26 protein-coding genes and 2 tRNA genes are annotated in these 24,196 nt (G+C 40.4%); 16 read left to right on the top strand and 12 right to left on the bottom strand.

Annotation, left to right across the window (positions count from 1 at the left end; translation table 11 throughout):
• Nucleotide 1 precedes the first annotated feature (1 nt).
• The gene (gene rho, locus ACLL8Z_RS15260) at nt 2-1,654 is read right to left on the bottom strand and encodes a transcription termination factor Rho (RefSeq protein WP_411275657.1); all 1,653 of its coding nucleotides are present in this window, start codon (nt 1,652-1,654) and stop codon (nt 2-4) included.
• Between the two features lie 231 nt (nt 1,655-1,885).
• Here rho and pyrF point away from each other — a divergent pair, with 231 nt between their 5' ends.
• The 3 genes from pyrF (at nt 1,886) to ACLL8Z_RS15245 (ending at nt 4,452) form a co-directional block, all read left to right on the top strand.
• Complete coding sequence (gene pyrF / locus ACLL8Z_RS15255) at nt 1,886-2,716, top strand: orotidine-5'-phosphate decarboxylase (RefSeq protein WP_411275656.1); 831 nt, start codon at nt 1,886-1,888, stop codon at nt 2,714-2,716.
• A 232-nt stretch (nt 2,717-2,948) separates the two neighbouring features.
• Entirely contained in the window at nt 2,949-4,229 is a 1,281-nt protein-coding gene (locus ACLL8Z_RS15250) for a DUF2851 family protein (protein WP_411275655.1), read from the top strand.
• 1 nt (nt 4,230) lies between these two features.
• Nucleotides 4,231-4,452, top strand: a complete 222-nt coding sequence (locus tag ACLL8Z_RS15245; RefSeq protein ID WP_411275654.1) for a PspC domain-containing protein — start codon at nt 4,231-4,233, stop codon at nt 4,450-4,452.
• 16 nt (nt 4,453-4,468) lie between these two features.
• Here ACLL8Z_RS15245 and ACLL8Z_RS15240 read toward each other — a convergent pair whose 3' ends face one another.
• On the bottom strand, nt 4,469-5,116 hold the full coding sequence (locus tag ACLL8Z_RS15240; protein WP_411275653.1) for an ankyrin repeat domain-containing protein: 648 nt from the start codon (nt 5,114-5,116) through the stop codon (nt 4,469-4,471).
• A gap of 258 nt (nt 5,117-5,374) precedes the next feature.
• On the opposite strand from ACLL8Z_RS15240, the gene ACLL8Z_RS15235 reads away from it, so the two are divergent.
• The 4 genes from ACLL8Z_RS15235 to ACLL8Z_RS15220 all read left to right on the top strand — a co-directional run bounded on the left by ACLL8Z_RS15235 (nt 5,375) and on the right by ACLL8Z_RS15220 (nt 9,706).
• The gene (locus tag ACLL8Z_RS15235) at nt 5,375-7,912 is read left to right on the top strand and encodes a DNA translocase FtsK 4TM domain-containing protein (RefSeq protein WP_411275652.1); all 2,538 of its coding nucleotides are present in this window, start codon (nt 5,375-5,377) and stop codon (nt 7,910-7,912) included.
• A 30-nt stretch (nt 7,913-7,942) separates the two neighbouring features.
• Nucleotides 7,943-8,596, top strand: a complete 654-nt coding sequence (locus tag ACLL8Z_RS15230) for a LolA family protein (protein ID WP_411275651.1) — start codon at nt 7,943-7,945, stop codon at nt 8,594-8,596.
• Nucleotides 8,597-8,669: 73 nt separating this feature from the next.
• Complete coding sequence (locus tag ACLL8Z_RS15225; RefSeq protein WP_411275650.1) at nt 8,670-8,945, top strand: hypothetical protein; 276 nt, start codon at nt 8,670-8,672, stop codon at nt 8,943-8,945.
• On the top strand, nt 8,942-9,706 hold the full coding sequence (locus tag ACLL8Z_RS15220) for an MBL fold metallo-hydrolase (protein WP_411275649.1): 765 nt from the start codon (nt 8,942-8,944) through the stop codon (nt 9,704-9,706). The genes ACLL8Z_RS15225 and ACLL8Z_RS15220 overlap by 4 nt, the downstream gene beginning before the upstream one ends.
• A 295-nt stretch (nt 9,707-10,001) precedes the next feature.
• Here the strand turns inward: ACLL8Z_RS15220 and ACLL8Z_RS15215 are convergent, their stop codons facing one another.
• Complete coding sequence (locus ACLL8Z_RS15215; protein ID WP_411275648.1) at nt 10,002-10,184, bottom strand: hypothetical protein; 183 nt, start codon at nt 10,182-10,184, stop codon at nt 10,002-10,004.
• Nucleotides 10,185-10,388: 204 nt separating this feature from the next.
• Here ACLL8Z_RS15215 and ACLL8Z_RS15210 point away from each other — a divergent pair, with 204 nt between their 5' ends.
• Complete coding sequence (locus tag ACLL8Z_RS15210) at nt 10,389-11,000, top strand: DUF6266 family protein (RefSeq protein WP_411275647.1); 612 nt, start codon at nt 10,389-10,391, stop codon at nt 10,998-11,000.
• 73 nt (nt 11,001-11,073) lie between these two features.
• On the opposite strand, the gene ACLL8Z_RS15205 is transcribed toward ACLL8Z_RS15210, so the two are convergent.
• The 7 genes from ACLL8Z_RS15205 to ACLL8Z_RS15175 form a co-directional block, all read right to left on the bottom strand.
• A tRNA-Leu gene (locus ACLL8Z_RS15205) sits at nt 11,074-11,157 on the bottom strand.
• 84 nt (nt 11,158-11,241) lie between these two features.
• Nucleotides 11,242-11,325, bottom strand: a tRNA-Leu gene (locus ACLL8Z_RS15200).
• Between the two features lie 130 nt (nt 11,326-11,455).
• Entirely contained in the window at nt 11,456-11,695 is a 240-nt protein-coding gene (locus tag ACLL8Z_RS15195; protein ID WP_411275682.1) for a JAB domain-containing protein, read from the bottom strand.
• Entirely contained in the window at nt 11,673-11,861 is a 189-nt protein-coding gene (locus ACLL8Z_RS15190) for a hypothetical protein (RefSeq protein ID WP_411275646.1), read from the bottom strand. The genes ACLL8Z_RS15195 and ACLL8Z_RS15190 overlap by 23 nt, the downstream gene beginning before the upstream one ends.
• A 5-nt stretch (nt 11,862-11,866) precedes the next feature.
• The gene (locus tag ACLL8Z_RS15185; protein WP_411275645.1) at nt 11,867-12,004 is read right to left on the bottom strand and encodes a hypothetical protein; all 138 of its coding nucleotides are present in this window, start codon (nt 12,002-12,004) and stop codon (nt 11,867-11,869) included.
• 12 nt (nt 12,005-12,016) lie between these two features.
• Nucleotides 12,017-12,238, bottom strand: coding sequence for a helix-turn-helix domain-containing protein (locus tag ACLL8Z_RS15180; protein WP_411275644.1), 222 nt, complete (start codon nt 12,236-12,238; stop codon nt 12,017-12,019).
• 150 nt (nt 12,239-12,388) lie between these two features.
• Nucleotides 12,389-13,057, bottom strand: coding sequence for a flavodoxin reductase (locus ACLL8Z_RS15175; RefSeq protein WP_411275643.1), 669 nt, complete (start codon nt 13,055-13,057; stop codon nt 12,389-12,391).
• Nucleotides 13,058-13,792: 735 nt separating this feature from the next.
• Between ACLL8Z_RS15175 and ACLL8Z_RS15170 the strand changes: the two genes are divergently transcribed.
• The 5 genes from ACLL8Z_RS15170 to ACLL8Z_RS15150 all read left to right on the top strand — a co-directional run bounded on the left by ACLL8Z_RS15170 (nt 13,793) and on the right by ACLL8Z_RS15150 (nt 19,030).
• Entirely contained in the window at nt 13,793-14,230 is a 438-nt protein-coding gene (locus ACLL8Z_RS15170) for a DUF2147 domain-containing protein (RefSeq protein WP_411275642.1), read from the top strand.
• The gene (locus ACLL8Z_RS15165; protein WP_411275641.1) at nt 14,212-15,249 is read left to right on the top strand and encodes a WD40/YVTN/BNR-like repeat-containing protein; all 1,038 of its coding nucleotides are present in this window, start codon (nt 14,212-14,214) and stop codon (nt 15,247-15,249) included. Before ACLL8Z_RS15170 ends, ACLL8Z_RS15165 begins: the two co-directional genes overlap by 19 nt.
• A 121-nt stretch (nt 15,250-15,370) precedes the next feature.
• Nucleotides 15,371-15,907 carry a class I SAM-dependent methyltransferase gene (locus tag ACLL8Z_RS15160; protein ID WP_411275640.1) on the top strand — a complete coding sequence of 179 codons (537 nt, stop codon included), beginning with the start codon at nt 15,371-15,373 and terminating at the stop codon, nt 15,905-15,907.
• Between the two features lie 211 nt (nt 15,908-16,118).
• On the top strand, nt 16,119-17,747 hold the full coding sequence (locus ACLL8Z_RS15155) for an acyl-CoA carboxylase subunit beta (RefSeq protein ID WP_411275639.1): 1,629 nt from the start codon (nt 16,119-16,121) through the stop codon (nt 17,745-17,747).
• A gap of 125 nt (nt 17,748-17,872) precedes the next feature.
• A complete protein-coding gene (locus ACLL8Z_RS15150; protein WP_411275638.1) occupies nt 17,873-19,030 on the top strand; it encodes a dipeptidase in 1,158 nt (385 codons plus the stop codon).
• A 68-nt stretch (nt 19,031-19,098) separates the two neighbouring features.
• Here the strand turns inward: ACLL8Z_RS15150 and ACLL8Z_RS15145 are convergent, their stop codons facing one another.
• Nucleotides 19,099-21,279, bottom strand: coding sequence for a DUF5916 domain-containing protein (locus ACLL8Z_RS15145; RefSeq protein WP_411275637.1), 2,181 nt, complete (start codon nt 21,277-21,279; stop codon nt 19,099-19,101).
• 242 nt (nt 21,280-21,521) lie between these two features.
• Between ACLL8Z_RS15145 and trxB the strand changes: the two genes are divergently transcribed.
• The 3 genes from trxB to ACLL8Z_RS15130 all read left to right on the top strand — a co-directional run bounded on the left by trxB (nt 21,522) and on the right by ACLL8Z_RS15130 (nt 23,924).
• Nucleotides 21,522-22,487 (top strand): thioredoxin-disulfide reductase, encoded by a 966-nt coding sequence (gene trxB / locus ACLL8Z_RS15140; RefSeq protein WP_411275636.1) that lies wholly within the window; start codon nt 21,522-21,524, stop codon nt 22,485-22,487.
• Between the two features lie 125 nt (nt 22,488-22,612).
• Entirely contained in the window at nt 22,613-23,212 is a 600-nt protein-coding gene (locus tag ACLL8Z_RS15135) for a DUF4230 domain-containing protein (RefSeq protein ID WP_411275635.1), read from the top strand.
• 88 nt (nt 23,213-23,300) lie between these two features.
• A complete protein-coding gene (locus ACLL8Z_RS15130) occupies nt 23,301-23,924 on the top strand; it encodes a hypothetical protein (RefSeq protein WP_411275634.1) in 624 nt (207 codons plus the stop codon).
• A 67-nt stretch (nt 23,925-23,991) separates the two neighbouring features.
• Here ACLL8Z_RS15130 and ACLL8Z_RS15125 read toward each other — a convergent pair.
• The coding region (locus ACLL8Z_RS15125; protein ID WP_411275633.1) for a hypothetical protein at nt 23,992-24,196 on the bottom strand (205 nt) is incomplete at its 5' end.

Here is a 24,196-nt window from a genome sequence, read left to right as displayed (position 1 = left end):
GTTACGAATTCATCGAAATTAAAAATTCTTCGTTTGTCTTTGTCCCGCGCATTTGAGATTGAAGAAATTCCATTGATTCCTGAGAATTCATGTCAGCAAGGTGATTACGCAATATCCAAATCCGTTGCAGAGTATCTTTATCTAAAAGCAGATCATCACGACGTGTGCTTGATGCGGTAAGATCAATAGCAGGGAATATCCGTTTGTTTGATAACTTCCTGTCCAATTGAAGCTCCATGTTACCAGTTCCCTTAAACTCTTCGAAAATTACTTCGTCCATTTTAGATCCGGTTTCAGTCAGAGCCGTCGCCAGGATTGTTAGTGAACCTCCATCTTCAATATTTCTTGCAGCTCCGAAGAAGCGCTTTGGCTTATGAAGTGCGTTTGCATCAACACCACCTGACAGTATCTTTCCTGAGGCGGGCGCGACAGTATTGTAAGCTCTCGCCAACCGGGTGATTGAATCGAGAAGTATAACTACATCATGACCACATTCAACCATTCTCTTGGCTTTCTCGAGCACAATATTTGCAATTTTTACATGTCGTTCGGCTGGCTCATCAAATGTTGATGAAACAACTTCGGCACGTACACTTCTGGCCATATCTGTGACCTCTTCAGGACGCTCATCTATCAGTAGGATAATCAGGTAAACTTCGGGGTGGTTTTTTGCTATCGCATTGGCAACGTCCTTCAACAGCATGGTTTTACCAGTCTTAGGTTGAGCTACTATCAATCCGCGCTGACCTTTCCCTATTGGGGTAAAAAGATCAATAATTCTTGTTGAGTGATTGGCTGTATCTACAAAGAGATTCAGTTTTTCAGTAGGGAAAAGAGGCGTTAGATAGTCAAAAGGTACTCTATCACGCACTTCAGCAGGTATACGACCATTAATAGCTTCAACACGGACTAAAGGAAAATACTTTTCGCCCTCCTTAGGCGGACGAATGCTCCCTCTTACAGTATCACCCGTTTTCAACCCAAATAATTTGATCTGCGATTGGGATACATAAATATCATCAGGAGAGGACAGATAGTTGTAATCTGATGATCGTAAGAAGCCATAACCATCAGGCATGATTTCCAGAATCCCTTCATTAACAATTACGTTGTCAAAATCCATATTGATCGCCGGCTCCTGATTCCTGCTTTGATTTGGATTGTTTGGATTTTGGCGGCGCTCAAATTTCTTTTGATCACCTGGAGGCCCTGACTTAGACTCTTTGACCCTTTCAGTATTTTCTGCTGGATTCTGATCCTCCGGAGTACTTTGATCTTCTCCAGAATTTTGGCTTTCAGAAGTGTTTTGAGTTTCAGACGAATCATTTATCGCATCCTGCTGCGAAATTTCATCATCTTCAGGAAAATCGAGTGTTCTCGTATTATCAAGGTGAACCTCCTGATGTTGCTTGGTTTCATTTTTGGATTTCAAACTCCTTACGCGCTTGCGGGGTTTCCCGTCTGCAGCATTACCGTCACTTTCGAAATTACCAGAAATTACTTCCTGGGCAACAGGAGGGTTCGCAGAATTTTCTACGATCTTGTGTATAAGATCCTGCTTACGTAGGCTATCAGTGTCGGCTACACCAAGGTTTTGAGCAATTTCACGAAGCTCAGAAACGAGCTTTTCGTTCAATTTAGTACTATCCAGCATTAAATATGGTTTATAGTTTTGGGATTTTTTTTCAATAAATCTATCCTGGAGAACGACAACACAAAAAATTAAGAAAGTTATATCTTGAAATTATTGTGATTTCCTGAATTCAGGTATAAATTGAGATTACAGCACAATGCTATACAATAAATTGAAATAATCAAAATTTTTAATTCTTTTTTTAAGTGCAAGACACCTTCTTTATTTAATTTCGCTCAAATTTAGTCCTTGATGAACAGACAACAACTTATTGAGCAGATAAAGAAAAAAAAATCCTTTTTATGTATTGGACTCGATACAGATATAGAACTGATTCCCCGTTTTCTGCTAGACTTTCCAGATCCTGTTCTCGAGTTTAATAAAAGAATTATCGACTCTACGTACGATCTGTGTGTTGCTTATAAACCAAATAGTGCATTTTATGAAAGCCGCGGCATTGCCGGCTGGCAAAGTCTCATTCAAACATCACAATACATTCCTGCAGGTTGTTTGAGACTTATCGACGCCAAGCGGGGTGATATCGGCAATACTTCCGCAATGTATGCAAAAGCTTTTTTTGACGAAAAATCATCTGGGATGAATTTCGATGCGATTACCGTTGCGCCATACATGGGTATTGAATCTGTAAAACCATTTTTAGAATTTGAGGGAAAGTGGGTTGTTTTGCTAGTCCTCACATCTAATGAAGGGGGGAAAGACTTTCAGTTTTTGAAAATAGGTGATCAGTGCCTTTTTGAACGGGTAATCGAGGCCGCAAACGGCTGGGCCGGAAATGACCGCATGATGTATGTAGTAGGTGCAACAAGAAGTGAAGAATTTAAGGCTATCAGGAAGCTTGCGCCTGACCATTTTTTACTCGTGCCCGGCGTTGGGGCTCAGGGGGGCAGCCTACAGGAAGTGTCGCGTTACGGACTTAATAAAGAATGCGGATTATTGGTAAACTCCTCGAGAGGAATCATCTATGCATCGAAAGAAAATGACTTTGCCGAACGAGCCAGAGAAGAAGCATTAAAACTGCAGCAGGAAATGAGTATCCTGCTGGAGGAAAAGGGGATAATTTAACCCGGCAAAAAGGGAGTAAGGAACCAGGATCAAGGAACAAGGATTTGGGCGTGCAAACGCTGCTCAAGTCATAATACCAGACCTGATCTTTCTGACCTTTGATTTTAATCGAAGCTGCTCTAGGTCTTTGCTCCTTGCTCTTTTTTCCTTTGTCAATTTACCGTTTCCTTAAAAATCTCCACCGCTCTATCATCCGACAAAATTCCTGAAAAGAACTGCCGTACATTACCCTATGGCCATTCCTGAAGATTTTCTGCATTACCTCTGGAAGTTCCGTCTGTTTGATCAGAAAAGCTTACACACCATTTCCGGCGAGTCCATTCAGATTTTGAATGTGGGAGTGCATAACAGCCATGCCGGCCCCGATTTTCAGAGCTCTTTAATAAAAATTGGGAATACCTTATGGGCAGGGAATGTAGAAATTCATCTACGCTCGTCGGATTGGGAACGGCATAAACATCAGACGGATGAATCCTACGACAACGTGATTCTTCATGTTGTTGGAAAACATGATCAGGAAATATTTCGTACCGACGGTTCTAATATTGCCGTACTATCCCTCGATAAACTAATTCCGCGAAAAATCACGGATGCGTATTTGCATCTGCTGGAGTGTATGGACTGGATACCTTGCTGTCGTCAAATTTCGAAAATTGATAGTTTTTATATAAGGAGCTGGCTTTACCGCGTGGAAATAGAAAGGCTGGAACAAAAATCTGAATCAATTACGGGTTTGCTGGTTGAGTTTAAGGGTGGGTGGGATGAAGCATTTTATATCTATCTGGCTTCGAACTTCGGTTTCAAGATCAACGCCATACCTTTTGAGATGCTCGCCAGATCGCTGCCGCAAACTTTGCTGGGAAAATATAAGAACCGTCCTCTTCAGATTGAATCCTTGATTTTTGGCCAGGCCGGATTTCTTAACCAAAAATATTCCGATGATTATCCGCAATTACTCACGAAAGAATATAATTTCCTAAAAAAGAAACATAGTTTGCAGTCAGTTGATAAATATATCTGGAAATATCTCAGAATGAGACCTGGAAATTTTCCATCCTGCAGGCTGGCCCAGTTTTCAGCCTTAGTGATTCGTTCTAACCATCTCTTCTCGAAAATTTTAGCCGGTAAGGATATTAAAAGTATCGTCGATATGTTTCACGATCTCCCGGTAAATAGCTATTGGAATGATCATTATCGTTTTGATAAAAGCACTTTCCGCGCAACACCGCGACTTGGAGAGCATTCAATAAATAATATTCTTATTAACACTGTTTCTGTGTTTCTAATGGCTTATGGGCGGAAAACTGGTTCGGCAGAACATATTCACAGAAGTATTAGCCTGCTCGAAATGCTGCCGCCCGAAACAAATACGCTAACAAAACGTTTTAAAGAGATCAACATAATACCAGAAAATGCATTCTTCTCACAGTCGTTAATTCAGTTAAAAAAAGCATATTGCGATGAGAAAAAATGCTTATCTTGTGGGATTGGGACGAAATTATTGAACAAATAGTATGTTACAGCGATTTATAACATTTTTTGAGAAGCGGTCTTTTGGAGTATGTGCTTATCTTGGAGAGCGTTTCAATATTTCTATATCAAAAATCCGTCTGTTTTTTATCTACTCATCTTTTCTGGCAGTAGGTTTCCCTCTAATATTTTATGTTTGCGCAGCGCTAGTGCTCGATATAAGGCATTATATTAAAAGAAAACGATCTGGGGTACTAGATCTTTAAATGAGATCCTTGCTCCTTATGAAAGTATCTTCGCAATCTCCCCAAACCCCTTTTCAGAAGCTTTATCCGCGGCAGTTTTGCCATCTTCAGTGAGGGCATTTACATTTGCCCCAGCTTCAAGCAAGACAATTAAAAGTTCTATATTGCCGTTTTGAGCAGCGGAATGTAAAGGTGTTGCCCCCGACATTTGAACTACATTTACATCTGCACCAGCTTCCAGCAACATCTTTGCTATCATGTCATAATCTGCGGCCACGGCAGAGTGAATTGGATATACATTATACCCATTCCTGGAAGAGATATTAGGATCGGCGCCCTTTAAAAGTAATAGCCTGACCACATCCTCTTGTCCAAAATAGGCTGCCAGGCCAAGCGGTGTAAAACCATCATCAGAGAAATCATGAATGCCATCCGGATTTTCTTTCAGGGCTTCATCCACAATGTCATTTTTGCCAAGAGCTGCTGCTTCGAAAAAACTTATACTTTCTACATGCCTTAAGATGATTTCTGACAATTCGGGCTGTTTATAATAGCAACAAAGCATTAATGGAGATACCTGGTGGCTTGTCAATAAACTGGCAAGTTTTGGATTTGTCGTTAAAAGAGCATTAAGTTCAACACTATTGCCTGTTTGGATATATTCTTCCAGTAAATCCTGACTCATATTCGGGGTTTAATAGATAATTGCCTGTTTGTTAATCAATATTAAATAAAAATAAATAAAATAGGAGTATCAACTATCAAGTATCAAGATCGGTGGATATTAAATTTGAACATCTGGAGCCATTATCCAGCCTTTGAACTGAATTTCTTCTGGAAAATCCCCCAAGTCATGATTTCCTGCCTGCCTGCCGGCAGGTTGATTCTTGCTACTTGATACTCCATTTAACGTTATATTTGTCATTATTAATTAAAATATCGGATGCCCCTAAGAGGAAATCAATTCAGAAATGAAAATTCATTTCGTGATGAACCCAAGTCAAAAATCACCGTAAAATCGAGAATTCCCAGGGAGGGAGTTGAGGTTATGCCTAAGTTCAAACTCAATGATGATCGAACAGTAAAGATCATTGGGCTATTCTTCCTTATCCTTTCTTTATATTTTATGGTAGCCTTTACATCCTACCTTTTTACCTGGAAAGACGATCAGAGTTATGTGATGGATGCCAATGGAGGATGGCGTAACCTTTGGAAAACCCAGGCAGAGCTGACCGATATGGGACTGAGTCAGCCAGTGGTTGAGAACTGGCTCGGAAAGTTTGGGGCATTACTTTCGCATCAATTTATTTACGAGTGGTTTGGCATAGCATCTTTTATCTTTATCGGAGTGTTCTTTGTTGTGGGATATCGTATGCTTTTTAAAATAAAAGTCTTATCTATTTCCAAGACACTTTCCTATTCTTTTTTTCTACTCATATTCATCTCATTATCGCTCGCATTTTTTCATGCTTTTTTAACAGATTATCCCCATTATCTGGAGGGTGAATTTGGTTTTTGGACGAATCGCCTGTTGCAGGCTCAAATAGGAAACGCGGGAACGGCGGGACTCTTAGCTTTTGCCGGTTTAACTGTATTGATAATAGCTTATAATATCGATTTTAAAATACCGGAACGAAGCAAAGAGCCGACGAATGTTATACCAGATACAACCGATCAGGTCGAACTTGAAGAAGAAGTCCGTTACGAACCGGTTGAATTTAATTTGCCAAACCGTTCCAGTTCAGACAATGGTTCTTCCAATAAGATTAATCAAAATCTGCCCCCGCTCCAGACAGTCGAAACAATTGATCCGGAACGGCATGTAAACGTTGTTCTAAGCCCTTCGAGGAATGTCCCTTTCGAAACCGCCGGGACATTAGGTAATGAGATTAACATAACGCCGCCGCTTACGATTGAGGTTACTGAAGAGGAGAAAAAATCTACAGAATTGGTCGAACAATTTGGTATGTATGATCCCACCCTGGATCTTTCCAGTTATAAATACCCGCCATTGGACCTTCTCGAAAACTACGGTTCTAATAAAATTGCAGTAAATTCCGAGGAACTGGAAGCTAATAAGAACAAAATCGTTGAGACACTGAATCATTACAATATTGAGATAGACAAGATTAAGGCTACGATCGGTCCTACAGTAACATTATATGAGATCATTCCTGCCCCCGGAGTGAGAATTTCCAAGATTAAGAACCTTGAAGACGATATCGCGTTAAGTCTTGCTGCTTTGGGGATACGAATCATTGCCCCCATGCCAGGTAAGGGAACAATTGGAATTGAAGTGCCTAATCAACATCCTGAAATGGTTTCTATGCGGTCTGTACTTGCTACTGAGAAGTTTCAGAATACTACAATGGACCTTCCGATTGCACTAGGGAAAACAATTTCCAACGAAGTGTACATTGCAGACCTTTCCAAAATGCCTCACTTACTTGTTGCCGGGGCCACGGGGCAGGGTAAGTCAGTGGGTATAAATGCTATACTGATATCTTTGCTATATAAAATGCACCCTTCGCAATTAAAGTTTGTGCTGGTTGATCCCAAAAAGGTAGAGCTTACATTATTCAGAAAGATAGAAAGGCATTTTCTTGCCAAATTGCCCGGAGAGGCAGATGCAATCATTACAGATACTAAAAAGGTCATCGCAACTCTTAATTCTCTTTGTATAGAAATGGATCAGCGGTACGACCTCTTAAAGAACGGCCATGTAAGGAATCTTAAGGAATATAATCAGAAGTTTATCAGCAGAAAGCTTAATCCAAATGACGGTCATCGTTTTTTACCCTTTATTGTATTGATAATTGATGAATTTGCGGATCTGATGATGACCGCAGGGAAAGAAGTCGAGGCACCTATAGCCCGGATTGCTCAACTTGCCCGCGCAGTGGGAATTCATTTAGTCATAGCTACTCAGAGGCCCTCAGTTAATATTATCACGGGGACAATTAAAGCCAATTTCCCGGCTCGTTTAGCTTTCCGCGTATTATCAAAAATTGACTCCAGGACTATACTTGATAGCGGTGGTGCTGATCAGCTTATAGGAAGGGGAGATATGCTTCTATCTACCGGAAGTGACCTTATAAGAATACAATGTGCTTTCGTAGATACTCCGGAAGTAGAACGCGTGTCAGAATTTATCGGTTCCCAGCGCGGCTATCCTTCCGCATTCATGCTTCCCGAATATGTGGACGAAAACTCAGAATCTTCTATCAAAGACTTTGATGCGTCAGACCGCGATCAGTTCTTTGAAGAAGCTGCCCGACTCATTGTCATGCACCAGCAAGGTTCCACATCATTAATCCAACGGAAACTGAAATTGGGTTATAATCGTGCAGGTCGGATCATAGATCAGCTTGAAGCAGCCGGAATTGTTGGACCGTTCGAGGGAAGCAAAGCGCGGGAGGTATTAATACCCGACGAGTATTCTTTGGAACAGTTCTTGGGTACACTAGATCAGAAAGAGTAACATTAAACAAAATAGAATTAAAAATAGAATATGAAGAAGTTAGTGATATGCGCATTCGTAATTTTGGGATCAGCTTGGAACCTGATGGCGCAAAGTGAGGTGAAAGCAAAGGCGATTCTCGCAGAAGTTAGTAAAAAATATAAGGCCTATGACGTCATTAAAACTGATTTTTCCTACACATTGGAAAATCCACAGGCTAAGATTAAAGAAACTCAGGCAGGAACATTATTTGTCAGGTCAAAAACTAATAAGTATAAGGTCATCCTAAAAGGCCAGGAGTTAATAAGCGACGGTAAAAACCAGTGGACGTATTTAAAGGCAGATAAAGAAGTTCAGTTAAGCGAGGTCGATAACAATGCTGAAGGAATTAATCCTGCAAAAATCTTTACGATTTATGAGAAGGGATTTAAATCAGTGTATACTAACGACACTAAGGCGGCAAATGGACGTATGATTCACAATATAGATCTTACACCAACCGATTCAAAACGTACGTTTTTCAAGGTTCGTTTGCAAATCGACAAATTAAATAAACAAATTACTAACGCAGTAATCTTTGATAAGAACGGTAATAAGTACACGTATACTATCAAAACATTCACGCCTAATGTCAAAGTTCCCGAATCCACCTTTGCATTCGATGCCAAAAAGTATCCCGGTGTGGAGGTTGTTGATTTGCGCTAATTCGGACCTGAATTTTTATAGAAGGGCTTAAACTTAAATGTTTAAGCCTCTTTTTTTTTATTTTTGAGACCTAATGGCCTTATCATATACTCAGCACACACTTGAAAAGCTGGAATCATTGCTAAAATCGCTTGGTTTCAAGTTGCGCTATGAAAAAGGGAATTTTAAAACAGGGGCATGTATTTTAGAACAGAGCAGGATAATCATAGTCAATAAATTTTCTAATTTAGAAAACAAGATCCTCTCACTTGCAGATCTACTGCAGAATACTGAAACGGACGACACTTTATTGGATGAAAAGCAAAAAGCTTTTCTTTATTTATTAAAACAAACTAAGCTCGAGTTTTGAAGGTTACATTTCTAGGAACAGGAACTTCTCAGGGCATACCTGTCATTGCTTGCGACTGTGAAGTCTGCATATCAGAAAATAAGCACGATAAGCGATTGCGTGTATCAGTTCTTATTGAACATCAGGGTAAGTCTATTGTAGTTGATGCGGGCCCTGACTTTCGATATCAAATGCTGCGTGCAGGAGTAAGGCATCTTGATGCGTTGCTATTCACACACGAACATAAAGATCATGTTGCCGGGCTCGACGACGTCAGGGCATTCAACTACAAGCAGCAGTCAGAGATTAACGTGTACGCTGATTTACGTGTGCAACAAGCTTTAAAACGAGAGTTTCACTATATATTTTCGGAAGCCAAATACCCGGGAATACCCCGTTTGGAATTGCATGAAATAAGGGCTGATCAGCCTTTTACCGTAGCAGGTATTGAAATTATCCCAATTTCGGTAATGCATTATAAACTCCCTGTATTTGGTTATCGCATAGGCGATTTTACATACATTACTGATGCGAAGACAATAGATAACGAAAATATTGAAAAGATACGTGGCTCTAAAATTCTTGTTATCAACGCCCTTCAGAAGGAGAGCCATGTTTCTCATCTTACTTTTGACGAAGCTATTGATTTGGCCCAGGAAATAGGGGCAGCGGAAACATATCTAACACATATTAGTCACCGTCTGGGCACCCATGCTAACATTTCCGTGGAATTGCCTAACGGAATTGCTTTGGCATATGATGGGCTTGAACTACACAGTTAACTATCAATTTGCCCTAAAGATCGAAGCCGGGTGGTTGGATATTCCCATAGCTTTTCCCAGTAGCTTATTCTCCTAATGACCCTCGACGGCAGGGAAATGCAAAGCGACATCTTCTTAAAAAACACTGAGATATCACTTAAAACTTATCCGATCGGGCTATGCGCCTGTTGTCCTACGCTGGCCTACCGTGTACCCACATCTTTTCAAACTTAATGACCCTGAAGGGGTCAAATGTTTATAGAAAATCATGCTATCCCGTTTTGCCGACCCCGAAGGTGGTCGTATATGATGACGCTTAACACATGCGACCACCTTCGGGGGTCGACCAATCTATCCCCAGGTCGTTATCTATAAACATGTGACCACCTTCGGGGTCGGTTGCTCTCCAACTAATAGAAGGAATAATTATTTGTGGGTACACGGTAGCGCTGGCGCGGGTGGAATGGTAAACTGTATAGCCATATCCGTATAAGACCAAAGATAAACTTATAGAGCGAACTAAAAGACGTAATATCAAATCGTTGATTTGTTCGGAGTTTGTTCGGAGTTTATAGGGAGTTTCTAAGGATACAATAAGAAAAATGATTGTATAATAACTTACTAATTTATATATAATATCTTTTTTGTAAATTAAAAATAATGTATATTGAATTTCTTTTTAAGTAAACTTTAAGCATGAGTTATGGCAAGAATAAATAATGGTATAATGGGAGGCTTCAGTGGTAAAGTTGGAACCGTTGTGGGATATACAAGGATGGGACAAGCGTGTATGCGTAGTCTCCCAAGGAAAAGTTCAAAAGCGCCCAGTGAGGGCCAGTTGATTAACCGCAAAGCAATGAAATCTGCGATGGCCTGGTTGAAGCCTATTAACGAGTATGTTCGTGTTGGCTTCCAGAATTATTCTGCAAAGCAGCATGGTTTTGGGAGCGCGGTTTCCTATAATAAGCTAAATGCTCTTCGTGAAGATAAAACCTTAGATCCCTCAATGGCAATGATCGCCTGCGGCGAGCTACCTGCGCCGGAGGGAGTTGTAGTAAGTAATCCTGAGCGAGGTATTTTGGAATTTACATGGCCGGCCGATATACAAAATAAGGATCGTGTTCTTATACTGGCATATTCGAATGAAAAGGATATAATCGGTGACCTGTGCGGTGCCAGAAGAAAAGAAGGAAAGCAGGTCCTGGACTGTGGAATCCTGATTGGAAAAGAAGCAGACATCTATATGGCTTTTGTCTCAGAAGAGCGGGATAAAAGCTCGAATAGTGTGTATTTGGGGAGAATATTGGTAGAATAACATAGCCTGTAATATTAAGGACTAGCCATCCTCCAAAAAAAAACCGGACTATGAATTGCTCAAAGTCCGGTTGTGCCCAGGAGCAGATTCGAACTGCCACACCCGTTAGGGCGCCACCCCCTCAAAGTGGTGCGTCTACCAATTTCGCCACCTGGGCATTGTGTGTATCAAGTATCAGGTATCAGGTATCAAGATACGGTGTTCACTAAATATCAAGTAACTTATTGTACCTTTTCAAACGTGCCCGAAACGAGACTCGAACTCTCCAGAATTGTACTCCAACGGCTTCTGAGACCGCAACGTTTACCAATTTCGCCATCCGGGCATTCTTTCTTTCCTTAAATCGACCTAAGTTCATTCTCATTTGTCAGTGAGATTCCGGGATTAGATCGTGAAAGAGTGTGCAAATATATATGTTTAGGTCATTATTTCTAATTATGGATTACTTTTTTATGCTATATCATTCCCTCATCCAATAAACTATAATATCCCTCTTTACTAATTATCAAATGATCAAGCACTTCTATATCCAATAGTTTTCCTCCTTCCTTCAATTTCCTCGTCAAATTGATATCTGATTCACTAGATCTTAGATTTCCCGAAGGATGGTTGTGAATTAAAATAATCTGAGAACTTGCACTTTTTACAGCTGCTGCATGTACCGACCCCTTATTAGTTGGACAAAAGTTGTGAATTAGTTGTGTAATAAATGTCTGAATTTAGCAGTAATTTTTCTTCTGTAGATTCAGTTTCCTGATTATTTTCGATCATTGATATCTGGTCGCTTGCCTGCTCTCTAACTAGTTCTCTCTTGGCTTGGGTGATGTGGATATTTTCTTCCCATTTCACTCTTGGAATCATTCCGATCATCCAATATGCAGGCCACTCTCGGCAACTTCGATCATTGTTTCCAGTGCAATGTTCTTTAATTGGGCATGTGCAAGCGCCTTAGTCAGTTCTTCTATCTTGCTAATGAGTAATTTTGATTCTTGACTTTCGGTCATAGCCGAAGGCTTTTAAGAACTTTGCGCATTTAACAAGGTAACCAAATTGTCCTTGCCCTGCCAATGGATTATAGTAGTCCGTGGTATACCGTACCTTCTGCTGGCTTCTCGCTGACCAATTAAACCCGATTTCAGTTCCTTTAAAATTTTGCTTTTGGTATTCTCGTCTAATCTACCCCACATCTTCCGGTTTTCGAGAGTGACTTTCCCCTTTATAACAGTTTTTGTTTTCATGTATGCTTGGCTTTAATGACAAGCTATGGCAGGACGAGACAGGTCCGCAATTGTGCAAACGCTAAAACAGCTATCAATACCACTGCAACAATTGATTGATTTCTATATTTCATGGTAAAAATTAGGGTAACAATTCCGTCTTAGCGAGAATTAAATTTCTACCACAACAGAATTATCCCTCACTCCCAGCTTTGTTAAATACCCCTGAATGGCATCCATCATGGGTGGAGGGCCACATATATAAAAATTTTTATCAAAGTCGTCAATGTTCTCTTTCAAAAACTTTTCTGTAATGATGCCATGTGCATAACCTGCTACAGCTTCATCAGATAATATATTGATAAATCCATCGCACAGTAAATCCTTCAATTCCTTTTCGTGTATAATATCAGCTTTTGTTTTGTTAGCAAAAATCAATTTATTACCTCCGATCTGATTAATGGACTTCAAATCCCTGAAAATAGAAAGAAAAGGAGTGACGCCGGCGCCTCCGGCAATAAATACACCTTCGCCTTTGTAAGCAATGGCGCCCCATACCTCATGAATGATCAATTCATCCCCCGTTTTTAAGCTCAATAATTCATTGGTAACACCTTTGTGCGAAGGATATGTTTTTATAGTGAATTCCAGCTGATCTTCATCCGGTAAATTAGTGAACGTAAAAGGCCTTTTTTCTTTCTTCCATTCCTTTTTATTGATTGCAATCTCCGTTGCCTGGCCGGGAGTAAATAGGTAGTTATCGGGTTTCTCCAATACAATTCTCAGCACATCATGTGTTACATGGCTAAGTGATTTTATTTTTACGATATGAGATTTCATTTTGCAATTTAATTATTTAAAATATAATTTATAATTTAAACTAAAAGGATATAATTATTTTTTAAGCTATATATTTCAGAAATTCATCCTTTCTGGCAGCCTCTAAAAAAGCCCCGCCGTATTCAGACGTTATCGTACTACTGCTACTATCCTTTATTCGAGCCTGTCGAGGTTTTCATCTAGACTACTAATTACAAAAAGGTGTGACATTTGAGAAGAGGTTTGCGATTCGCAGGTCGCCATGCTAGAGAAGCAAAAAGATTTTATAGGATATGGTGAAACCATCGTACAAAATATCCAGGAGCTTCTACAAAATGCTCTGCTTGCCTTTAGCAATGAGAATGACAGACTACTAGGGTAGATTTGTCCTGGTTGTAAACCAAGACAACAGCGTTGGAGCATAGCGAGTGAATCGTAGCGTAGTACAATTCATGAGTGTGGTCTGGCGACGCCATTGATTGGAAGGATCCTGATAAAATTCCCATTTATCCATAATTTGACAGCTGTGTTTTTATTAGCTATTCTAAGATCGAATAATTATTAACTATTGAATAATTTTATTAATTATAAATATGAAGCGGTTCTATGGATTGTATTGTCGCACCTTTCAAGATAGATTGTAAAAGAGTGTGCAATTATATATTTTTAGGTCATAATTTCTTGTGAACTTTGAATTTTTTGAAGGAGAAAAGAATTTTATCGATATTTTTATCGTTCAGTATTAAATTCAGATACATGATGAAAAATTCATTATTGATATTTCTTTTTCTAATTGGCATTAATGATGTTTTTTCACAGAACAAAGATGCGCTGATGGGCAAATGGCTAACCACATCCGGCGACGCTCAGATTCTGGTCTATCCCACTGGAGGCAAGATTTCAGGAAGAATTGTATGGTTGAAAAAGCCTAATGATAATGCGGGGAAGTCGGAAACAGATAACAATAATCCTGATCCAAAGCTCGCGGAAAGACCGATAATTGGCTTGGAGATGCTAAAGGGTTTCACTTATTCCAATGATGGTGTTTGGGAAGGAGGAACTATTTATGATCCTAAAACTGGAAAAACATATAGCTGTAAGATTAGCATGATAAATCCGAATCAGATTCATGTGAGGGGCTTCGTCGGAATATCTATATTGGGAAGAACTGAAACATGGTCGAGGGTTCGGTGAAGAATTGCCTGCTTACATTTGCTTTATGGCTAATCGGAATTTGTGCATTGTATTGCCAGGATGTTAGAACTTTACAGACTGGCACGAAAACCAGTATCCGCGGTTTATCTGTTGTTGACAATTTAATAGCCTGGGTTAGCGGTAGCAATGGCTGGACATCAGTAACCACCGATGGGGGATTAAGCTGGAAATGGAATCAAATACCCGGCTATGAAAAATTTGATTTCAGGGATATTGAAGCTTTTTCATCTTCAGATGCTATAATTGTAAGTGCAGGTTCTCCGGCCGTTATTCTTCTGACACAAAACGGAGGCAGTACCTGGAAAGAAGTTTATAAAAATGAATCGCCTGATATCTTCCTCGATGGAATGGATTTCCAGAACCGTCAAAACGGTGTGATATATGGAGATCCGATAAAGAATAAAATGCAGCTGTTGAGAACCTATAACGGCGGAATAAGCTGGAAGAATATCAGCAATAATTTGAAAGTTAATTTGATTGATGGCGAAGCCTCCTTCGCTGCCAGCGGAACGGGAATCCGTATTTTGAAAAATGGCAGGACTTTTATAGCCACCGGGGGTAATCAATCGAGGATATTTGTTTCAAGAAAGTTAGGAAATTCATGGAATGAGTATCCTTGTCCGATTATCCAGGGGAGAAGCTCCGCGGGACCATTTTCAATTGCTTTTATTAACAACAAAAAAGGAATGGCGGTGGGTGGCGATTACTTATTGGATACCCTCAGTTCAAATAATATGTTATTAACCAGGAATGGAGGTAAATCATGGCAGAAGCCGCTAACGGCACCGTTCGGATATAAATCAGCCGTTGAGTATATAACTAAGAAACTAGTTATCGCGACCGGCACATCGGGGACGGATATTTCAAAGGATGGCGGCATGACCTGGGAAAACCTAACCAAAGAAGGTTTTAACGCGGTGAGAAGAGCTAAAGGTGCTTCCTTGGTTCTGCTAGCAGGGAGTAATGGAAAAATATCAATATTTCAATACCCAGAATGAGCGTTTTAGTATTTATAAGAATGATAATTTATTTAATGTATCTTTATTCATCGGCCATATGATTTATCCAAATCTATACCGAATAATCGCGTTTAAGCTTGTTCTGAAAAACAAATAACCAATGATCTCTAAAGCATTTAATTATATTAAAAACATCCGCACGACAGGAGCAGTTTATGAATCTTCCCGTTTCGTATCACGTAACATTACCCATGAGATAAGTGCACATAAACCCCAGGTAGTTATAGAACTGGGAGCTGGCAGCGGTAATATCACCGAACGGATTCTCTCAAAACTTCACCCCGAATCAAAGTTATATTGCTTTGAAATTGAACCGCAATTTTACGCCAAACTCGAAAATATACAAGACTCCAGATTTCATCTGATCAAGGAATCAGCTGCAGACGTAACCAAATACTTTGAATTGTCTTCGGTTGATATAATCATTTCAGGCTTACCATTAAGCCTTTTTGATAATACTGATCGAAGTCAGCTTCTCAACGATTGCTATTGCTTACTAAAAAAAGGAGGGGTATATCGCCAGTTCCTTTATTCTCTTCAAAAGAACTATTTCATGCCTATATTCGACCGAATGGAAATGAGTGTTGAAATGAATCTACCTCCTGCTGTGCTGTATTCTTGCTATAAATTGAATTAGTAATATAAATTAGATTAACTATTTAATCAGCAAAATTGTTCATTCCCCATTTCAGCTTTTTTTGATTTTTCTAACCCTATTTTTCGCGCGTTAACGCGGTACTGTTTAGCCAAAGATCTTAGATTTTTTCATCTCCACATTTGCTAATTCTCACATTTCCTCATTCTCAAATTTGCTGATTCTCTCACTGGATATTTCCTAACTTGCTCCCATGAATTTGGAGTTCAATAAAAACGAAGATATCAATAAGCAGCTTCTATACGAGGTTAAAAACAGGCTTAAAGTTATATATGCCGGAGGTGGAGAAAAAGCAGCAGCAAAGCAGAAAGAGAAAGGAAAAATGCTTGCACGCGAGCGGATAGTATATTTGCTTGACAAGAATACTACCTGGCTTGAGATAGGTGCTTTTGTTGCGGAGGACATGTATAAAGAGTATGGCGGATGCCCCTCTGCAGGAGTAGTTTGCGGTATTGGCTACGTTTCAGGCAGACAATGCATGGTCATTGCCAATGATGCCACTGTTAAGGCGGGTGCATGGTTTCCCATGACCGCAAAGAAGAACCTCAGGGCACAGGAGATTGCAATGGAGAATCGCCTTCCGGTAATTTACCTGGTTGATTCTGCAGGAGTTTTCCTTCCCGTTCAGGACGAAATATTTCCAGATAAGGAACACTTCGGACGCATTTTCAGGAACAATGCGATAATGAGCAGCAGCGGAATAGTCCAGATTTCAGCGATTATGGGCTCTTGTGTGGCAGGAGGAGCATATTTGCCAATCATGAGTGACGAAGCAATGATTGTTGAAGGCACTGGATCAGTGTTTCTTGCCGGAAGTTATCTGGTAAAATCAGCTATCGGCGAAGACATTGATAATGAATCGCTTGGAGGGGCATCCACTCATTGCGAGATATCAGGTGTGACTGATTACAAACACCCAAACGACAGCTCCTGTCTGGACTCTATCAGGAAAATCATGAGTATGATTGGCTCGCCGAAAAATGCCGGTTTCGACAGGATAAAACCAGCCCCACCTAAACTGGATGAGCAGGAAATTTATGGTATACTTCCAGGAAACAGAGAGAGCCCTTATGATATGAGGGAGATAATTAAACGTCTGGTAGATGGATCAGAACTGGAGGAATATAAAGAACTTTACGGGCAAAGTATTATTTGCGGACTCGCAAGAATTGATGGATGGGCCGTAGGTATTGTAGCCAATCAGCGCAAGGTTATTAAAAGTAAAAAAGGAGAAATGCAGATTGGAGGTGTGATCTATTCTGATTCAGCCGACAAGGCCACGCGTTTCATAATGAACTGCAATCAAAAAAAGATCCCTTTGGTATTTCTTCAGGACGTTACTGGGTTTATGGTTGGAAGCAGGTCTGAACAGGGTGGGATAATTAAAGATGGGGCCAAAATGGTAAACGTCGTTGCCAATTCAGTTGTACCTAAATTCACCATTGTAATGGGAAATTCGTACGGAGCGGGCAATTATGCAATGTGCGGCAAAGCTTACGATCCCAGACTAATATTCGCGTGGCCCTCAGCTAAAATAGCCGTAATGGGTGGCTCTCAGGCCGCAAAAGTACTTCTACAAATAGAAGAAGCGTCGCTTAAATCGAAAGGAGAGGTGATTACCAGCGAGAAAGAAGTTGAACTGTTGAAAAATATAACCGATAGGTACGACAGGCAAACTACACCTTACTATGCTGCATCAAGGTTATGGGTCGATGGGATCATAGACCCCTTGGAAACAAGAAAAGTTATTTCGATGGGTATTGAAGCTGCGAATCAGTCACCAATTGAAAAGCAATTTAATCCGGGGGTGATACAGACGTGAAGTCGGAGGTCTGAGGTCTGAGGTCTGAGGTCTGAAGTCTGAAGTCTGAAGTCTGAGGTCTGAAGTCGGATACTTTCTTACGTACCCCTTGCGTCAGACTTCAGACCTCCTTAAAATCTTATATAATGAATAAAATACTTCTTGCACTTTCTTTGCTATCCGCGATTCAGGTAATGGGACAATCTTCAAAATTGCATAATAAGGCAATTGTGGTCGATACTCACGGTGATATTATGTCTGATCAGATTAAATTCGGAATAGACATAGGCAAGCGCCAAACGGGAGGAAATTTCGACCTGATAAGGGCTAAAGAAGGTGGACTTGATGTTCAGGTATTTTCAATATGGTGCGATGCTTCAGGGGGTTTCGCGATGGCAAACCGTCAGATTGATTCATTAGTTGCTCTTGCAGCCAGACATCCGGGCATGTTCAAATTGGTTAGGACAGCATCTGAACTTAAGTTGGTTGTTAAATCTAAAAGAATGGCGGGAATGATCGGGGTAGAGGGTGGACACATGATAGAAAGCAAGATGGAATACCTGGAGGCTCTTGCTGCGAGGGGTATGACTTACATGACCTTGACCTGGAATAATAGTACTCCATGGGCTAGTTCAGCGTACGATGAAACGTTTAGAAAGGACAGTCTAAAACATGTGGGTCTGACTGATTTAGGGAAGCAAATCGTCAAACGGATGAATGAACTGGGAGTTATCGTGGACCTTTCTCATGTTGGTGAGAAGACCTTTTATGATGCAATAAGCACATCTACAAAACCCGTTATGGCATCACATAGCTCAGCCTATGTGTTTAACGCACATCAGAGAAACTTAAAAGATGATCAGATCAAAGCAATTGCGAGAACCGGGGGAGTAGTTTTTGTTAATTTCTATAGTGGTTTCCTGGATAGTACTTATACAAGGAAACAGCAAAAATTTAATGCTGATCACAAGGCTGAGCTGGATGAATTGACAAAGAAAACTAACCTTTCGAACGCCCAAAACCAAATAAATGCTAAGTATGGCCAGGAGATTAATGATATGCGTGCTCCGCTCGATCTGCTCGTCGCTCATATTGACCACATGGTTAAACTTGTTGGATCTGAGCACGTCGGACTGGGAGCGGACTATGATGGCGCAGAATCTTATCCTCAGCATTTAGATGATGTTTCAGATTATCCGGTATTAACTGAGGCACTTATTAAGAAAGGCTATTCTACGAAGGATATAAAGAATATTTTGGGGGCAAACTTTATTCGATTGTTAAAAGCAAATACATTAAAATAAACGTGGTTTCTTGTGCGGTTTCCTGTCTTGCCAGAGCACCACAGAATCGACTAAAATAAACCCGAACTCTATATATTCCACCAATAAGTCAGTTTTAACACCAGAAAACGGTTTTTCACTGAAAAAGGGTTAGGCAAATAATTATCTGTATATACGATAAACAGATCTGAAGCTGGTTTATATCTCCATTGCAGCCGGGTATTGATATTCAAATTGTCCCTTTGCTCATTGTATTGCACAAATCCGGTGAAGAATAACTTATTGGTCATTGTGACATCCAGGCGCGGACCAACCAGCCAGAATTTTGTTCGGTCCCACGGCTGCGGAAGTTTAATATCATTGTAACTGGAGCTAAGTGCCAAACTAACAAAAGGCTGGAAACGATATCCAAATTCTGAATTTATATTGAGGCGTGTGCCGTCGGCATAATATCCCCCATAGCGGGTGGAGAAAGCATATGTGAACAAACTTTGAGGACGGGACACGAAATCAGTACCCCACGCTTTCCAATGGTGTTCAGAACCTGTAGGAAGGGTTGCTCCCCCTAAATTTGTTGGATCAAATGGTCTCAGTAATTTAACATAATCGCTTGCTACATATGCTGAGAATGTCGCCCGGCTTCTAAAATTAATATTATAGGCCAGGTAGGTGGTGTTATCTGTACGGTTAAATGATTGATCGAAATAGTTTGCTGAAACGATCTTCGGTCCATGGCTCACCAGATTACCTTTTTTGGGGAAGAAAAGGTATGCGGCCTGAGGATTTAGGTTAATATAACCGGTGCGGGGTACATAACCCACTTCTGCATTATAATTGCGCCCAACAATTTCTTGCTGCCAGTTAATATTCCAGTTACCACTGATGTAATTTAGATTGGCAGCCTGCATAAAATCATTCCCTTTTCTGCCGGGACTAAAAGATTTCATTATAACGGCTTTTCCTGTCCACGTATTTGTGGAAGAAGCCAGATTATATTCCAAACCAGCATTTCTATTAAATCTGGATACGGCAGCAGTTGCATGCGATGGCTGGTAATCCATCGACTGCTTATTTACAAAAAGCGCACTTATACTAGAGCGGGCGAAAACCTTCCGCTGCAGCGACATTACCGCAAAATTTTGGGAAGGGAGGGTGTTGCCGACTCGTGATGTCTGCATATCCATCAGTCCGATCCTCCAGTCTTTGTTGAGCTTACCGCTTAACCGCGCCCCAAATTGAATAGGAACTCCAAGTCCTATACGCCTGGAAAAGAATGGCCTGATATTAGAATAGCCGTAATTTGAAAACAAGTCTCCGTTTTCTAGAAAATACTGCCTCCTTTCAGGGAAAAATAGCTCGAAACGATCTAAATTAGGAATTTGCCTGTCTACCTCAACCTGGGAATAATCCGGGTTGACAGTTAGGTCAAGATTGAGTGATGATGTAACCGCAACTTTTACATCGCCGCCAACTTCACGTTTATAGTCACGAGTGACTGGCGAAATGAGATGATTGTTAGATACTCCGCCCAGCAAATATGGAATGACTGAAATATTTTGTCCAGGCACAGGAGGAGCCTGGTCCCAGATTAAGTTGCCTGTGTACGCGAGGGATGCTGTTGGAAACTGACGCGGAACAGGTGCCCAGCTGGATTTTTCTGTAGACTTTAAATCAAGCCTGCTGAAATTTATACCCCATTCCGTTATACCTGCTTTATACCGTATCGATTTAAAGGGGATGGCTGCTTCAAAAATCCATTTGTCTTCGTAATTTTTCACGGAAGATATCCATTTATTATCCCAGCTCAGATCTACCTTGCTTCCATCAAACATAATTCCATCCCATTGTGCTCCTGCAGCATTTGAACCGAAGGAAAATCCATTTGTTTTATCATCAAATGGATCCATGAACAAAAGAAAATTATCGTTTTTATTGAATGAAAAATCTCTGCGAAGTGATTCTACGAAATAAGGGCCGGGTTCATGGTAGCAGATGGCTATGATATATAGATTCTCTTTATCGTAGCTCATCATAACATCTGTTCGCAGTTTGGCAAAACTCGTATCCATTGGCTGAACCATATAAAAATTGGAAGCGATGTTTGCTTCCGTCCAGGTACGGTCATCAGCTATCCCATCAATTTTAATTTCAGATGATGCCGGTTTTAGCTTTAACTGATATGAAACATTCTTCTTTTGGGCTTTAGTGCATATGGGTAGTTGGAGGAATATTAATATAAGGATCGTAAGGCTGGGGAGGCTTCTAAACATCGTAGAGATTTATCTAATTTCCGCAATTATAAGATTTTTTATGGACTGATACCGATTGGATTCTTAAACGTTACGGAAAATATTTTTAGATGAACGCTTGAATAAAGAATTTGAGTTCCCAATTTTAGACCAGTGTATCTTTGCCGGCTAGAAAAATACCTTAAAAGATTATAGAATAGCCTGACAATTGTGTATTGTTGATGCGCATTCAAAGTTTTAAATTTGCTTTATAAAAAAATATTATGTCTCAAGAAACCGAACACGTACAATGCCTTATAATAGGTTCAGGTCCAGCGGGTTATACTGCTGCAATCTATGCCGCGCGAGCTGACCTGAAACCTGTTATGTATACCGGGATGGTTCCAGGCGGCCAATTAACTCAGACCACAGATGTAGAAAATTACCCCGGATATCCTGAAGGAATAATGGGGCCTGAGATGATGGAGGATTTCAGAAAGCAGGCAGAAAGGTTTGGAACTCAAATCCGTTTTGGGTATGTTACAAAAGTTGACTTCTCTGGCACTCCTCATAAAATAGTAATCGACGAAATGAAAACTATTACCGCAGACACGGTGATTATTGCAACTGGAGCCTCTGCCAAGTGGCTTGGGCTTGAAAGCGAACAGAAATATAACGGCTTTGGAGTATCTGCATGTGCCGTTTGCGATGGTTTCTTTTTCAAAGGGCAGGATGTGGCAATTGTAGGAGCAGGAGACACAGCAGCGGAAGAGGCTTCTTATTTATCCAAGCTTTGTAAAACAGTTCATATGCTTGTTCGTCGTGACGAATTCAGGGCTTCAAAGGCGATGCAACATCGGGTATTAAGTATTCCCAATATAGTAATTCACTATAATACCGATACAAAAGAGATTATGGGTGACGGCAAAAACGTTACCGGGGTTAAAGTTTTCAATAACCGAACGAATGAAGAGAAAATAATAGATGTGAGCGGCTTTTTTGTGGCGATAGGACATAATCCTAACACCGAGATATTTAAGGGCTGGCTTGATATGGATGAGACTGGCTACCTTATTACTAATCCGGATAGCACGAAAACTAATATAGAAGGAGTCTTTGCCTGCGGAGATGCTCAGGATAAATTGTGGAGACAAGCTGTAACTGCTGCCGGAACAGGCTGTATTGCAGCGTTGGAAGCAGAACGTTATTTGGCTGAGAAGGAACATCCAGCGGAGATGAGTTCGCATTAATTGGAATAAAGAGTAAGGAGCAAAGACAGCAAATCGGGAATTTATATTATTTTTAGACAATAATCCTGCTCCTTATTCTTTGTTCTTTGCTCTTTTGACACTTCAGTTACACTTAACAGTTCCCTATGAGCCAAGCAACCCTCCGTACAAGAACTGCCATCCTTCTTACAGTGGCAATCACAACAATCATACTTATTCTGGCATTATTTTTTTATATCAGAAGGCAGTTTTTTATCACCCGGACTGAGATAACTGAAGATGTGATGGTGGAGAAAATTGTGAGCATGGGTAAGCTCGAGCTGGTAAAATATTCAATGAAGGAGGTGATTGAAAAAAAGGAGATCAGAAATATACTTCCTGATAAACGAATTTTATTTGTAGCAGTCGGGGAAGTTACAGGCTGTATTGATCTCACGAAAATAAAAAAGAGTGATATCGTGCCGTCCGGAGTTGATTCATTAACCGTATTTCTACCGAAACCAGAAATCTGTTATGTCAAACTGGACCATCAGCAATCAAAAGTATATGATGTTTCAGGCGCATGGTTTCCGGGTGATTCAAAAAACATGGTGGAGGATATTTATAAGATCGCTGAAAAGCAGATTCTTGAAAATGCTGGAAAACAGAATATTTTAGGCAAAACCAACGAAAACGCAAAGTTAATTTTCAGGCCTATGCTTGAGAATATTTCTGGTAAAAAGGTTGGGATAGAATTCCGCGAGTAAATATCCTGCTATAATGCATTCCTTGATCTTATTTTTTTAAATTTGAGAAGGAAGAACCTTTACAGCAAGCTGCTTATGCCTTTTCATTATGAATGTATTTAAAAGAATTTCGATTGCGAGTGTATGTGCCTGTTTGTTTATCTCTTGCGCCACGGAGGATAAAAATCCGGTTGTGATTAATAAACCCATTGTTAAAAAGATCACTGAACCTTTCCGATATCATAAGGCAATCGAAGTGAAGCCCGGATTAACTCTTGATATTGTAAGCTGGGGTAGAGGCTCTAATTCTGTAGGGGGTTACCTTGTCTTGAGATCTGATTCCACGCATTTAAATTATCGTTCCTTAACCGGGGAATTGGATGGTAGAATTGTAGATGCCTGGGACATGGATCTGGATTCTGATGGAAATCCAGAACTTTATATTCAATCCAAAGGAGAGGGTGAGGGTTCATATCTTTCTATGTACATCTACGAATACAACGAAAGCGGATCTAATCAACAGATCCGTTTCCCGGAGCTGGGCAGTACGCTGAGAAAAGGATACAAAGGCAGTGATTCAGTATATGTAAAAGACGGAAAATTAATGCGTGAATTTCCTTTATACAGTACGGGCGATTCTGCAAGCAAGGCAACCGGGGAAATACGTAAACTGGAGTATAGTTTAAGGAGCAATAGCTTGAACGTAAAGGAAGTGCAGAAAATTCAGGATTGAGAATGGCGTAAATCGTTATTTTCGAGGATTCCACCCGCTTACCGACCAACCGTGTACCCACATCTTTTCAAACTCTTTTATCTCTTTTTAATGACCCTGAAGGGGTCAAATGTTTATAGAAAATCATGCTATCCCGTTTTGCCGACCCCGAAGGTGGTCGTATATGATGACGCTTAACACATGCGACCACCTTCGGGGTCGACCAATCTATCCCCAGGTCGTTGTCTATAAACATGTGACCACCTTCGGGGTCGGTGGCTCTCCAACTAATA

The organism is Daejeonella sp. (genome assembly GCF_046590655.1).
Taxonomy (GTDB): domain Bacteria; phylum Bacteroidota; class Bacteroidia; order Sphingobacteriales; family Sphingobacteriaceae; genus Daejeonella.
The sequence above is the reverse complement of the archived record's forward strand: the minus strand, read 5'-3'. Positions and strand labels throughout refer to the sequence as shown.